Genomic DNA, 14,512 nt, shown 5'->3' on the forward strand with positions numbered 1-14,512 from the left:
TATCACCTTCGACAATGGCCCGGAGAATGCTGAGCATGAAGTCATCTCTAAGGCCACTGACATAAAGTGCTTCTTCTGCGAACCTTACTCTTCGTGGCAGAGAGGAACCAATGAGCACACCAACGGATTGGTCAGACAATACTTGCCAAAGAAGACTAACTTCGCTACAATCAGTAACGAGGAGATCAGATTGATAGAATCAAGGCTAAACGACAGGCCCAGGACCGAAGGGCGACGTATACGGAGCAAGTGCCTGGGTTTCAAAACACCCCTCGAAGTCGCTAACCTATGTGTTGCACTTCAACGTTGAATGTAGTGAAGACTATGCTGTCGGTTACCTCTTAGAAGTAAATGGTGTTGTTGTAGGACTTTATCTTTATGATGTTGTCCTCCATCAAGTACCCGATCACAGCAAGATTCTTACAGTTGTATATACAGGTACGGATGACTCTTTTATACAAAAATATGGTGCTGGGGTGTTAAGAGCTTTCCCCAACCTCGTGGGTGTTCATATTTCGATTGATTCCCTTACGGAGTTTCACAGACTTGATTCTATCCCGTCGTATCTGCGGTTATACGTAGGGTGCAGTTGTGTAAGCAATGAAACATTCGAGCTAATATCCAGACATACAAACATCAGAGCATTAGAGATAAGGGGAGATTGGAATAAAATATCTTATGATGGAGTCCGGCATTTATGGGATTTAAAAGACCTGAGATTCATCGCTAGTTTATATCCTATACCATTTGTAGGTTTTGATTCCACCAACTTTCCTAAGCTCAGAGAAATTGTTATAAATCACAAATCGTCAGGTTTCTATTGACTTCTTCAGGGTTAGGAGTAGCATCAGGAGGATGAAAAAGATGAGATACACGCTTAACCTAATAGTGATCGGGCTTGTCTTGATTGGCGTACTCGGCTGCAAGAAGGAGCGCTGGCTACGCGTGTACCACAACAGGATGTTTGAGGATTCAATCAACGTCACCGGCTGGGAAGTGAATGAGGATGTAGTCTGGCTTGGCGAATTCTACTACCCCTGGCAGGGCGAGGATTCCATAGATTACAGCGGTGGATATTACTTCTATAAAAAAGGGAAGAAAGTGTTGGACGAGGACCCTGGTCCACTTCTAATTGTAAACGGTAAAACAGTAGGGATCACAATCGATTATCCCCTTGAAGTCTTTGCTATATATGAAGCTTTTGATTCTAGCAAGATTATAACAATTGACTACTCTGATCCATGGTTAGATGAACAGAATTATAATCTGGCGACTTTGGAACGGTTTCCCAATCTGGTTGGGGTTCAGATTGGTCTTGATTCAAGGACTGATCTTGAAAAACTTGACTCTATTCCTTCGAGTTTGAGGTTATACGTCTTTTGCGGTTACGCGACGGATGAAGCGCTTGAATTCATATCGAGATACCCTAACATAAGGACGTTGGGTGTTGGAGAACGATGGGTGAAAGTCAGCCCCGATGGGGTTAAGCATATATGGAAGTTAAAGGAACTAAGATCTCTTGCAACACCCCACGACTATCTGTTTAGAGGGTGGAATTCCAGACATCTACCTAAGCTCAGAGAATTGTATTCCTCTGAGATAATCCTTTACTAATCATTTGTCAAACTCGTTCGGATATCAAAATCTAACAGGTCAGGTTTGAATGGACTTCGTCAGGCGATTAGGGATTAATCAGCGCTAACTTCTGGCTGACCCTTTGGATGGGGTTGACAACCGGCTTTTGTTTACTACAATAGTTCACAAGGAGCGGTGATGAAGAAAAGATCTATCCTGAAGCTGGCAGCTGTCCTTTACCTTACGGCCTTGGCTGTTTCCTGTAATAAGGAGGCGGAACAGCTTACCTATGAAGGGGCTGGGATAGAGGTGGAGGAACCCCGCTGGTTGATTATCACCTATGAAGGTGTGTATATGGAGAAGATAGATGTTACCGACCTTGAGCCTGGTGAGGATTTCGTCTGGATAGGCTATGGGACTTGTGAGTATCCGTGGCAGGGTGAGGACTCCATAAATCTGGAGGAACCCACGAACGGTCTTGTCTTTGCGAACGGGAAGGCGGTTCAGGCTTACCTCCGCTATGTTGACCTGGAAGAGATCCCCGACATCGAGACGATCCTCTCTGTTTCTGGGGATAGAAGACATCTTTCTCTGCTCAAGCGATTTCCTAACCTCGTGGCTGTAAATTTGTTCGGTTCGGATTTATGTGACACCGACCTTGTGCATCTTGCCTCTCTAACCAACCTGAGAAAGTTGGATCTCTGGGAGACGCAGATAACCGACGCCGGTCTCAAACATCTTGCCGGTCTTAGAGATCTGAGATGGCTGAATCTTTCATCTACCGAGATCACAGATTCAGGGTTCGCCCAACTTGCAGGTTTGACTAAACTGAGGTATTTGTGGCTTGCTGGAACTGGAATCACAAATAAAAGCCTCACCTATATCAGTAGTTTTGTAAATCTGAGGGATTTAAATCTTGGAGGAACCAGGATTACTAACAAAGGGGTAAAGCAGCTTTGTGGTTTGACCAATCTCAGAAAACTGGGACTCAACGCTACCTGGATTACCGACGGCGCACTGCGGCAGATTGCACAGCTGCATAACCTGCGACAACTGTCTCTTGCATGTACCATTATTACTGACAGGGGGCTCAGATATCTCACACCACTTAAAAATCTTGAATGGTTATGGATACCGATGACTTTTGTTACACCCTGGGGGGTTAAGAGGCTCGAGAAGGCTCTTCCCGATTGTCATGTTTCCACCATTGCTGCAGTCTCGAATTGAGAAACGTTGACTGTCTCAAATCTAACAATTCGTCAGGTTTCTATTGCACTCGTCAAAAGGATTGCTAAGATTAATAAGTGGAGAGTGAGATAATGAAAAAGGTTGTAACTTTTGCCGTCCTTGCTCTTGCGGCGCTTTTCTGTGCGAAGGAGAGAAAACCAGTAAGTATTCCCGATGTAGAAACCGCCAAAACTCATTGGCTGCACATTACATGCAGAGGTAAGTATGTAGGATGGACTGACTCGGTAAATACGTATGGTTGGATTGTAGGGAAAGATGTCGTCTCCCTTTTCGATCCACATGCAATGGATGGGTTTTGCTATCCCTGGCAGGGTGAGGACTCTCTTGATTTCCGAATCGAAAAGAACATGAAAGGAATTACTGATGTCGAATTGAAGACCCGGGACGATTCTACGTCTTACGGTCTTGCGAATAACTACTTCCTTTGGGCGGATGGAAAACTTGTTGGAGGTTATTATTCCGAGCTTTCTTTGCTGCCGGACAGCCTCTTAAAGGGCATCTTAACCATAGAGGCCGATTACGACTATTACAATAATATCTTTGGGCCATTCGACCCTCAACGCGCATTGAGTATAGATGCACTTAAAAGGTTGCCCAAGCTTTCTGTAATCTCAGCGGACATAAACTGGTGGGATGTTCAAAGAGACCGGGCGATTAATACCCTCAAGATGATCCCTTCAGGTGTAGACATATATTTGACATACGGCTCCCGCTCGTGGGAGGATATAGGAGAACTCGCCGAGATAAAAGGGTTAAGAAGCCTGAACCTCTGGTGCTACGGGATGCCTCCCAGAGGCATACTTAAATTGGCAAAGGTTGAGAATCTAAAGAGGGTGCATTTCTTAAGAGGAGTCGAATGCCGGCTGCTGCCCTTCTTGCAGGCTTTTTTACTTGGGTTAGTGCGCCCTGATTGCGAGATAGAGATGCCAGGTCGAAGGAGATAAACATCCAACACTAAAGGAAGGTGTGTATGATTTCGTGCACTCGGAGTGTTAAGCCTCCTCGCATTACCCGCGAGGTTTTCATCAAACACAGAGACATGGTTTTGGATAGAATAGGTGCTTACACATTTACGTTCAAATTCGATAGGGAGTTAGCGGAAGACAGGAGATTCAACCAGCCTCAATACCCTGAATATGCTGAGCAACATAAAAGGCTTGCCCGTTTCTCCCAATTCATGAAGGTAACTAATATCTCACCGGTGTATCCTGTAACGCGATATGCTGTGCAGGTTAAGATCAGTCCGGCTCAGGCGTTAGCGGTTTTAGGTAATAACGTTAATGTGATGTGGGATATCTCTAATAAATATCCAAAACGGTCACCAAAGGATAGCGGTAAGCCCCCCTTTGGTATATGGTTTTATCCCCACTTCAGTGGTCCCTCTCCTTTCCCTCCCGAAGAAAAACCTCCTGACTTGCTTGAGGATATGAGTGGAGGTACAAAGGGTCAAGACAAGATCAGGGACATTCTGATGCAGAGACACCTCGCGAGTGCTGAAATATTGGTTTCTTCGGAGTATGAGGTTAAGGAAAATTACCTCTCCGGTGAGATAGGCAACATAGAAGATTTTCGGTGGTTACGTGTTGGTATATGGCATGAGATAATAGAGTTAGCAATCATTTATATGGCCACTGAAGGATTCTGTTTTCCCTACTGGATGTATCATAATCTTCTGGATACCGAAAAAAGGGGCGAGGGGGCCAAGAACTTTGCCAATAATGCTGTCTGTGAAGTTCAAGCGTCTCTCGAAAATGAAAGAAGCCTTTGGCTTTACTGGGACGACGATGACGAGGATCCGCCGTTTGATGCGTTTGAATCCGCAGCGTTCTGTCGAGAAGAGGATGCAGAGTACGCTACAGGCAAAGCCAAAGCGATGGAGGAGTTCGATAACTGGGCCGCTGCCTATGAAAAATGGAAGGAGGCGGAGAAAGCATGGGAGGTAGCAATCAGAGCGTGGCAAGCAGTTCCCCATCATCCCGATAGAGACAAAAAGATCGACGAGGCTCGCGAAAGACTTGCCGAGGCGAAAATAAGGAAGGGGATTGCCCAGAGTGAAGCCCAACGAGGTGCAACCAAACAGGCTCCTTCCTGGAATGTTGCAGGCTCAGGCACAGAGAAGATTACCATACACTACTCCGATTGGCCCAATGGATTCCGCGCGAAGATACTCGATTACAAGGAACGTAAGGTGACTGAGGTGTCCGGCACTCCGGGGACCAAGGAGGGAAAGGTTGAGTGGGGCAAGGATGCAGACCCGGGAACATACTACGTAGAAGTAAACGTATCCGGTGAGCGCTCTGAAAAGGTAATAATCAAAAAGCCGCTTGCCTGGCAAGCGAAAGTAAAGTTCGGCTCTAACGGCCCCTATATATCCATAACCCCTAAAATCGGCACCAAGTGGCCGAAAGGCAAAGGCTTTGGGTTCAGCATACATAACTCCTCAGGCAGCAAGCTGGGGTTTGTTAACGTGCAGGATAGCAATCGAACCGGAGAAGTCACCTGGGGGCGTGAATCTAACCAGAGATTTGGGGACTGGGGTAAGCATACAATATGGGCCTACGCTAACGACCCCGGGCTTCAGAAGATGTTCAAAGATAAAAACTTCTTCCCAAATTGGAAAACCGAGGTAGAGATCCCCGCCCCTTCGTTCAAGGTAAACGGCGCTAAAGCAAGCGTTGCTGTAGCAGCTAAGGGGCCTTTGATAGCCCCGGACACCGAACAGAGCTTATCAATAGAGTACGACAATTGGCCAGGGAAGTTTGAGGGAATTCGTCAGGTTTCTATTGACTTCTTCAGGGTTAGAAGTAGCATTGGGAAGATGAGAATAATGAGATTTACTCTTAGCCTGCTGGTGATCGGGCTTTTATTGATTGGCGTACTTGGCTGCAAGAAGCAGGCGGAGATTCTGTCTTCGCAGCAGGCCCAGCCCGAGCCGCGCACGCTTCGTATCTACCGCGACGGAATCTTCGAGCGCAAGATCGACGTTTCGGGCTGGGAGGTTGGGGAGGACGTGATCCATCTATCGGGTTATAATTCATGCGCAAATGATTCTTTCTGTTATTACTATCCCTGGCGAGGTGAAGACAGCATAGATTACCGGATAGACGAAGTGTATCTCTTCGTAAACGGTATTGCGGTTGGTTCCCCGCTTAATCCTAGGAGGGGGTTATATCATACCCTTGAAGATAGTTGTTATTTCTGGAAAGACAGTATTCTCACTACCTGGATCGACCTTACCCACTGGAATGATGAAGACTTTGGCTGGGGTCCGTGGGACCAATACCCCAACCTGAAGGTGGTAAGGGTAAGCGTTGATTGCCATTATCCTCATACAACCTCACGCCATTTTTTTGGCTATATTGAATCTTTTATTCGCCATGGGAGAATAGCTAAATTCGGAGTTTTTTATGGACAGGAAGAGCCGCCCGACTCCGTAGACGTATACTTGTACTGTTTATGTTTATGTGATTTTTGCCTGAGGGACCAGATTGAAGGAATTAACTTGAAAGGTATAGAAATAGTCGGCTGTGGGGTTACGACTAACCTGAGCCTCAGATACCTGCGAAAATCGAAAGGTTTGAGGTATCTCGAGCTTCATATGTGTAAGGTTAACAACCTTGGGTTGAGACATCTAAAATATCTTCCCAACCTGAGGGAACTTTCTCTCGACTGTCCTAAAGTCGACAACAGAGGTATTAGATACCTCAAGAAGCTCACCAATCTGAGGGTTCTTTACTTGGCCGGAGAAACCAATATAAACTCATCTGGGATAGCCGAGTTAAAGAAAGCCCTTCCTGACTGCAAGATAGTCATTAGGGGCTGGAATTCGTCAGGTTTCTATTGACTTCTTCAAAAAACACCTGAAAATATTTATGAAGAATAAGAAAGCGACTTTTGGAGGTAAAGATTATGCCTAATCCTAAACCCGCAGACTCTAAATTCACCGAAGAAGATTTAAAGAAACAAGTACGATTACTGAGGTCTCAAGGTCCTGATATATTTTTTGTTTTTGAGAATGTTTACAGGTATGAAGAAAAGGGAATAGGGGAGGGCGGTGAAATGCGGAAGGTCGAAGGGGGGAAGATAAAAGTAAGAAACCGCCACAGACTCAATCAGCTTCAGGAAATCAAGGTGATAAGGCAATTGGTTGGTCCTGAGGGTTATGATGGCTATCTTGTGCATTTCAACAACCCGGGCCAGGCTATAGATGTATTAGGGCTGCTTGGGACGAAGACTATAGAGTATAGAATTCAGAGAAAAGGTGAGGCACCTAAGGTAAGTGGAGTCTGCACAGACGGAGGGTCAATTAATAAAATGAGGGGGCATCCTAGAAGTAAAGTTACAATCCTTGTCCCTGATATATTTGAGATTCACCACACTTATTTACCGTATAGAATTGAAATGCGTATACTCTTAAGGGAGGGCTTATGGCACGAAATAATGGAGTTGGCGATCCTGGCTATTAATGGCAGAGTCTTTGACGACCCTGTGGGATTGGCCACTACCGATATCTCACCGATAGCTGTTGCTGGAAGTATTATACACCAAGCCGTTGATAATGCTTTAGGGCAAAAAAGCAAACACAATTTCTATCCCTGGGAAGGTGATATAGAAGAAGACGGGGATGCGTGGGCGCATCAGGGCAAGACTTGGGAAGAAGAAGCCGAGCGGTTGGAGGGGGTGGCATCGATGTTGGAGAATCAAGGTACTTATATAAGAGCCAACTATGTTTGGGCGGAGGCCGCCGATGCCTGGGAGAAGGCAGCTCAAGCATGGGAGGCTTCAACCTACCCTGAAGCTGCCGAGAGAGCTAAAACGGCCAGAAAGAACATGGAATCTGCCTTAAGGAAAGCCGGGCACTGGGAGGTTGTAGGTTCGCCGGGCAAGAAGGTCACGATAAGATACGAGAACTGGTTCGGAGACTTCAAAGCCGTCATTAGAGATTATGTCTATCGTTGGGTTGAGAGTAAAACCGGACCTTCCTCAAGAAACGGAAGGATTATTTGGGGGGAAAATGTTGCCCCGGGTTTTTACCATATAGAGGAGATAAACACTGGAGAGAAGGCTGAGTTCAAAATTCTTCCCAAGAAATCTCTTGTCCTGGAAGCGAAGTTCGTTCGGGATTCGTTCGGTTCTCTATATTTATCTATAGAGTACAAGAACTGGCCTACTGGTAAACGAATAGGTATCAGGATAATCGGCCCTTCGGGCAGCGAGCTTCACAGCAAGGAAACCGAACGAACCGATGGCAAGCTCGAATGGGGCAAGAATCATGATTTCAAGCTAGGCGAGTATACAATCATGGCTTTCGTTGACCAGCAGTACGGCGACCCTTTCCTTAAGGAGTTGCTTCAAAAAGGGCAGCTGATTGCGCCTAAGAAGATCAAAGCTCCGGCCTGGGACGTTTCGTCTGCTGGCAGATATATTGTTATAACCTACAAGAATTGGATTGATCGTTTTAGGGGAGAGATACTGGATACATCCGGTAAGAAAATGGAAACCTTTGATAAGTCGAGTGGAGACGGTAAGATCGAGTGGGGCGATAATTCTAAAGTAGAGGCAGGGGTATATTTCGTGAAGGTGAAACTGGGCAGCAATAAATACGAAGTCAAGAAAGCGATTATCCTTAAGTAACTTATGAGGTCAGGTTACTTCTCCGCAAGCAGCCTGTCCACGAGATCGTCGGTAGTAACACCCTCGGCGGCTTGACAACCCTACTCCCATTGGCCGGGCAAATGTGCAATCCAGATCTGGACTTACTCCGCCGGTCAACCGGGAAGACTGGTCAAGAGCATACAGGAGCCTCACTCGGCAGGGGTTATCACACTGGGGGTGGAGAGTAAGCTCGCTCCCGGTAGGTATATGCCCAAACCCTGGCTCGAGGCTTACGCAAGGGAAGAAGACAGAGAGAAAGCCAATGGAGTGGTGCCCCAACCCATGACGTTCACCATAGGAAAACCCGAATGGAGCGTTAAGATAGACGAGGTGGCACACAACCCCCAGGTGGTCATAGATTTCAAAAGTTTCTTCAAGGGCTTTAAGGCCGAAATCTACTACAAACAAAGGCTGGTTGATACCCTGACCTCTGCTACCCCATCAGGGCAGATTACTTGGGGCGATGGCAAAAAGCACGCAGAATATGAGATAAAGGTGAACGTCAACGGGGTATGGCAAAGCAAGCGTATCGAACGGTTCTCCGCGCGTGCTCCTTCGTGGAAGTTCGATTATGAGGGTGATGAGAGTGCCCCCGGTATATCGATAGAATATAAATATTGGGAACCGGGGAAACTCGGCTGCCCGGTCACCATCGAAGGCCCCAGGGGTATAACTCACTCGTTCAACGATCACAGATCCAGCGGTAAATACTGGTATACTCTTAAGAACAAACCTCATGGTCTGTATCTGATTAAGGTTGATACCGATTATCCGCGAAACAAAGTAAGGCACATCAGACCGATACGCCACTCCCCTAACAGCCCAGATCACCAATAACACCACTTGACATCTGGGAAAAATATACTTACACTTCTTGGTTGTGAGGCGTAAGATGAAGCTTAAAATTATTTTCCTGACAATAAGCGGCACCTTGCTACTTTTGACTTTATCTGGCCTGTCTTTCTACTATCATCCACTTTGTGATTGGGGGTATAAGACCCGCTATCTGTCTGATTCTTATTTTTTTAATAAACGGTGTGCATGGGAGCGGCGTCGCACTGGCCTGATGAGGGATGTCTATCTGCCTGATGAGGTACCACGAGATGTTGTTGAAAAGCTGTTCGTTTCCGCCCGGGGAGAGCCTTATATAAAGTATCGGAGAGCATTGAACATGGTTTATGATGTCTCCACATGGAAACCGGGCAAGGATGTGGTGAAATTTTATGCATGGAGAAGGGAATATGACACCGTGGTGTGGATTTCTTGGGATACGGGGGACTCGATCGGCTACGAGGTGCGCGAGCTATTCCCCCAGGAGCAGACTGAATCTGCCACATTGTTTCTTTACCCCTGGCACGGGGAAGATACCATCTCCTATCAGGTTTCGTCTTGGAGTTTGCGGATAAACGGCAAGCAGGCAGGGATCCTTTTTCGCCCCATAGAATCAATGTCGTTTCTTCCTGAGGAAAAGATTGAACTTGAATATATAGATGCCCCTACCCAAGGGATAGTCACTATTACAATAGAAGATTTTGAACCACCTTTTACAATAAGAAGACTGGAGCGCTTCCCTGACCTGGAGGTAATATTCATGACCCTGTACTTTGAAGATTATGCTTACGAGTATTACCGCCGCTTGACCTCTGATTTGATACGCTACAAAGAGAGGTGCTGGCTTTCCAAGTGGCTCTATTTCAGGGGCCTGAAGCAAGTGACCGAGATAGCCGATCTTTATCTTTACATCGAGGGAGTGCGCGATGCTGAACTCTGGTTTCTACGTAACTTCAACAAGCTTAAGGGGTTGTGGATAGAAAGCGACAGTATCACCGATGCCGGACTCAAACACCTTGCTAAACTCTCCGGATTGAGGACGCTTGATCTTTATGAAACAGAGGTCAGCGAAGAGGGGGTAGCCGAGTTACGGGAAGCCTTGCCGGAGTGTAAGATTACGTTCAGATAAAGGATTTACTTCTCTTCAAGCAGCCTGTCTACAGCTCGTCGGCTGACACGCCCTCGGCGGCTTGACAACTCTCCTCCCATACCTGCAATAGTTTACAGAAGGAACGGCGATGAAGAGGATCATTAAAGCGGCAGCGATCGTCATGATTCCTTTTTGCTCCTTATCTAAGGAAAAGGAAAGAGACTTTCTACCCACGCAGGCGGGGAAGTCCGGTAAAGCACGTCAGGCCAGTAAGCCACTCCCCTAAGACGGAGTGATTCGACTTGACAATCCAGTTCTCCTGGATATATTTAGCTTACGGCGGCATAGCCAAGTGGTAAGGCGGCGGTCTGCAAAACCGCTATTCCTCGGTTCGAGTCCGGGTGCCGCCTTTTTTACACCCTGGAAAGTCGCTCCACGACTTTCCAGGGAACCCGATTTTTAAGCCCCACGAAGCTCCTTCGCAACTTCGTGGGGACCCCGATCGGGATGGTCAACACATCGTTACCAGGTAAAGGGGTTGAGATCGTCAAGTAGGAGGACAGGGAAGTTGATGAAGTAGAACAGACACTCTTGTCTGTTCAAAAACCAAAAAGCTCCCTACTTCCCACCAATACCGAAATCTTTTCGTATTCCCAGAACCAATTCTCATTACTATACTTTACTAGAGCTGTGAAATCTGTCAAGTCTTCCAACTATATACCCTCTTCTGTTGACGATACTACACTGAACTAATAAATCACCTTGATTAAACGATAATGGCGCTCTTACCTCTCCACCCTGGTAACCATCTCCCCGCGCACGCACTTAATACGCTTGACGCAGGCCGCATTATCCACTATAATCAGTGCTTGATGCCTGTTGTTGTAGTATACCGTGCCTTAGACGAAGTAACCGGAAGAGCGTTACTTGCGGCACTCGATGCCAACGGTATACGCGCGGAGCTGCGGCAGTTCCATAACCCCTGGGAGATCCCCTGGCTTGAAGGGAACCCATGGGGCGAGATACTGGTACTGGAAGAGGACGTCGAGCGTGCCCGAAAGGTAATCGAAGATTTTCTCGCGAACGCAGGCGGGGATACAGCCTCTTTGAAAGAAAACGAAACAACATTCGACGAGTAATGGGAATCCCGAACAGGGCGTAAAGGCGAAGCCCAAAAAATCAAAGTGTCACTGAAGGAGACAATCAGGAGGCTTTGTGAAGTTTGTCTACCGTTTTAGTGCTGGAAAAGCGGACGGCTCAGCCCGGATGAGGAATATACTGGGGGGTAAAGGAGCCAATCTGGCTGAGATGAGCAATCTTGGAATACCGGTTCCGCCAGGATTCACCATCTCTACTGCCCTTTGCATGAACTACCTGCGGACGAACAAGTATCCTGAGGGGTTGAAAGGTGAAGTTCAGAAAGGGCTGCGGCATATCGAGAAGCTGGTGGGCAAGCACTTCGGCGACGCCAAAAATCCCTTGCTTGTATCTGTTCGCTCCGGCGCCCGCGTTTCAATGCCCGGGATGATGGATACCGTCCTTAACCTGGGTCTGAGCGATACCACGGTAGAAGGACTGGCAGAGCTTACCAAAAATCCGCGCTTCGCCTACGACTCCTATCGCCGCTTCATGCAGACCTACGGAAACGTTGTGATGGGTGTGAAGCCTCAATCCAAGGAGGAGCACGATCCATTTGAGGAACTGATAGATAAGCTTAAGAGGCGCCGCAAGGTTAAACTCGATACCCAGCTGGGCGCCGAGGACTGGAAGGAGCTGGTTGTTCGCTTCAAGGCGATGATCAAGGAGCGTAGGGGTGTTAGCTTCCCTGACGATCCGCATGATCAGTTGTGGGGTTCCATCCAGGCTGTGTTTGGTTCCTGGAATAATCCTCGCGCCATCGCCTACCGTAACCTGAACCGCATCCCTGATGACTGGGGCACGGCGGTAAACGTTCAGGCCATGGTCTTCGGGAATATGGGTGCCGACTCAGGCACCGGTGTAGCGTTCACCCGCAACCCGGCAACCGGCGAGCGTCGCTTCTACGGCGAGTATCTTGAAAACGCACAGGGCGAGGATGTCGTAGCCGGCCTCAGGACCCCTAAGCCCATCGCACAGCTTGCAAAAGAGATGCCTGCGGTCTACAGAAAGCTTGATAAGATCCAGTCCAAGCTCGAACGCCACTACCGTGAGATGCAGGATCTGGAATTTACCATCGAGCGCGGCAAGCTCTGGATACTTCAGACACGCATTGGCAAACGCACCGGGTTCGCCGCGGTAAGGATCGCGGTGGACATGGTGGAAGAGGGACTTATCCGAAAGGAAGAGGCACTTTTGCGCATAGAGCCTGAGCAGCTCAACCATCTTCTTCAGCCGGTCTTCGATCACGCAGCAGAGAAGAAAGCGGTCAAAGAAGGCCGCGTACTGACCAAAGGTCTGCCTGCCGGACCTGGTGCGGCAACAGGCAGGGTGGTGTTCAATGCCGAGGACGCTGAGGAATGGGCTCGCAAAGGTGAGAAGGTCATCCTTGCTCGCATCGAGACCTCGCCTGAAGACATCCGCGGCATGGCCGCCGCTGCCGGTATCCTCACCCAGCGCGGTGGCATGACCTCCCACGCAGCATTAGTCGCCCGACAGATGGGCAAGGTATGCGTTGCCGGATGCGGTGAGTTGGCCATAGACTACCACAAGCGGCAGATGAAGGTCGCAGGCGTAACCATCAAGGAAGGCGATTTCCTCTCGATTGACGGCACCACAGGCCAGGTGATCGCCGGCGAGGTAACAACACGCCCTTCAGAGGTGATCCAGGTGCTCATCGAAGGCAGCCTCAAGCCAGGGAAGTCCAAGGTATATGCGCGTTTTGACAGGCTCATGGAATGGTCGGACGATGCGGCCAGACTGCAGGTGCATACCAATGCAGACAGGCCCGAACAGGCACGAGTGGCCCGTAGCTTCGGGGCAAAGGGTATCGGGCTTTGCCGTACCGAGCATATGTTCTTTGAGGGAACAAGGATAAACACCGTCAGGGAGATAATCCTTGCCGAGAACGAGGAAGACCGCCGCAAGGGATTAGCAAAGCTTCTTCCCATGCAGCGCGAGGACTTTGTGGGCATCTTCCGCGAGATGGACGGGCTGCCGGTGGTCATACGCACGCTCGATCCCCCTTTGCACGAGTTCCTGCCGCACGATGCCAAGACCATAAAGGAACTGGCCTTAGAACTCGGTGTTTCGCCAAAGAAGATCAAAACAAAGGTCCAAGAACTGCACGAGTCCAACCCCATGCTTGGTCATCGCGGCTGCCGGCTTGGGATAACCTATCCTGAGGTCACCGAGATGCAGACCCGTGCCATATTCGAGGCCGCCTGCCAGGTGATTAAGGAAGGCAAGAAGGTGATGCCAGAGGTGATGATCCCGTTGGTTGGCAACGTTGCCGAGCTTCGTAACCAGCGTGCGGTTGTAGAACGCACAGCCAAACAGGTGCTTGCGGGACAGGGTGTGGATTTGCCATACATGATCGGTACGATGATCGAGCTTCCCCGCGCCGCGCTGACTGCGGACGAGATCGCCACCCAGGCCGACTTCTTCAGCTTCGGTACCAACGACCTGACCCAGACCACCCTGGGCTTCTCCCGCGACGACTCGGTCAAGTTCCTGCGCGACTACATTGAGAAAGGGATCTTTGCAGACGATCCGTTCCAGACCATTGATCAGCAAGGTGTAGGTTCGCTCATCAGAACAGCAATCGAGCTCGGCCGGAGGGCCAACCCCAGGCTTGAGGTCGGCATCTGCGGCGAGCACGGCGGCGATCCGCGCTCAATCGAGTTCTGCCACAAGCTAGGTCTGGATTACGTGTCGTGTTCGCCTTACCGGATTCCCATCGCACGCCTTGCCGCGGCACAGGCCGCTATAAAGGAAAAACAAATCAACGCACCTGTGAAAAAGACATCCAAGAAGACCAAAAGCACGTCGAAAAAGTAAAAAACAAGATAGGCCCCAACCAGTCCGAGGACGCCCCCCCAAAGTAGTGAAATCCGCATTAGGCAACCATAAGGCACTCCTGCAACCTCCGCAATCCATGATCTTGACTGCCAGATCATTATAAGTATGATGATGTAT

Annotated in this window: 10 protein-coding genes and 1 tRNA gene; all 11 read left to right on the forward strand. The window is 48.7% G+C overall.

Annotated features, from left to right (window positions below; genetic code table 11):
* Positions 1-310, forward strand: a 310-nt coding sequence (locus tag CEE36_10070; GenBank protein TKJ39868.1) for an IS30 family transposase, incomplete at its 5' end; no start/stop codon positions are given.
* 545 nt (positions 311-855) lie between these two features.
* The gene (locus CEE36_10075; protein ID TKJ39869.1) at positions 856-1,614 is read left to right on the forward strand and encodes a hypothetical protein; all 759 of its coding nucleotides are present in this window, start codon (positions 856-858) and stop codon (positions 1,612-1,614) included.
* Positions 1,615-1,773: 159 nt separating this feature from the next.
* Entirely contained in the window at positions 1,774-2,802 is a 1,029-nt protein-coding gene (locus CEE36_10080; GenBank protein ID TKJ39870.1) for a hypothetical protein, read from the forward strand.
* A 92-nt stretch (positions 2,803-2,894) separates the two neighbouring features.
* Positions 2,895-3,767, forward strand: coding sequence for a hypothetical protein (locus CEE36_10085; GenBank protein ID TKJ39871.1), 873 nt, complete (start codon positions 2,895-2,897; stop codon positions 3,765-3,767).
* Positions 3,768-3,793: 26 nt separating this feature from the next.
* Positions 3,794-6,667, forward strand: coding sequence for a hypothetical protein (locus CEE36_10090; GenBank protein TKJ39872.1), 2,874 nt, complete (start codon positions 3,794-3,796; stop codon positions 6,665-6,667).
* A gap of 65 nt (positions 6,668-6,732) precedes the next feature.
* Positions 6,733-8,457 (forward strand): hypothetical protein, encoded by a 1,725-nt coding sequence (locus CEE36_10095; protein ID TKJ39873.1) that lies wholly within the window; start codon positions 6,733-6,735, stop codon positions 8,455-8,457.
* A gap of 228 nt (positions 8,458-8,685) precedes the next feature.
* A complete protein-coding gene (locus CEE36_10100) occupies positions 8,686-9,315 on the forward strand; it encodes a hypothetical protein (GenBank protein ID TKJ39874.1) in 630 nt (209 codons plus the stop codon).
* Between the two features lie 229 nt (positions 9,316-9,544).
* Positions 9,545-10,438 (forward strand): hypothetical protein, encoded by an 894-nt coding sequence (locus CEE36_10105; GenBank protein ID TKJ39875.1) that lies wholly within the window; start codon positions 9,545-9,547, stop codon positions 10,436-10,438.
* Between the two features lie 299 nt (positions 10,439-10,737).
* Positions 10,738-10,809 (forward strand) — tRNA-Cys (locus CEE36_10110).
* 462 nt (positions 10,810-11,271) lie between these two features.
* On the forward strand, positions 11,272-11,538 hold the full coding sequence (locus CEE36_10115) for a hypothetical protein (protein ID TKJ39876.1): 267 nt from the start codon (positions 11,272-11,274) through the stop codon (positions 11,536-11,538).
* Positions 11,539-11,614: 76 nt separating this feature from the next.
* Entirely contained in the window at positions 11,615-14,374 is a 2,760-nt protein-coding gene (locus CEE36_10120) for a pyruvate, phosphate dikinase (protein TKJ39877.1), read from the forward strand.
* Positions 14,375-14,512: the final 138 nt, after the last annotated feature.

Source organism: candidate division TA06 bacterium B3_TA06 (assembly GCA_005223075.1).
Lineage (GTDB): Bacteria > Hydrothermota > Tepidihabitantia > B3-TA06 > B3-TA06 > B3-TA06.

Coding starts and splice junctions, on each gene's coding strand:
- CEE36_10115 (TKJ39876.1), top strand. CDS start 11,272: ATGCCTGTTGTTGTAGTATACCGTGCCTTAGACGAAGTAACCGGAAGA.
- CEE36_10080 (TKJ39870.1), top strand. CDS start 1,774: ATGAAGAAAAGATCTATCCTGAAGCTGGCAGCTGTCCTTTACCTTACG.
- CEE36_10085 (TKJ39871.1), top strand. CDS start 2,895: ATGAAAAAGGTTGTAACTTTTGCCGTCCTTGCTCTTGCGGCGCTTTTC.
- CEE36_10105 (TKJ39875.1), top strand. CDS start 9,545: ATGAGGGATGTCTATCTGCCTGATGAGGTACCACGAGATGTTGTTGAA.
- CEE36_10090 (TKJ39872.1), top strand. CDS start 3,794: ATGATTTCGTGCACTCGGAGTGTTAAGCCTCCTCGCATTACCCGCGAG.
- CEE36_10075 (TKJ39869.1), top strand. CDS start 856: ATGAAAAAGATGAGATACACGCTTAACCTAATAGTGATCGGGCTTGTC.
- CEE36_10095 (TKJ39873.1), top strand. CDS start 6,733: ATGCCTAATCCTAAACCCGCAGACTCTAAATTCACCGAAGAAGATTTA.
- CEE36_10100 (TKJ39874.1), top strand. CDS start 8,686: ATGCCCAAACCCTGGCTCGAGGCTTACGCAAGGGAAGAAGACAGAGAG.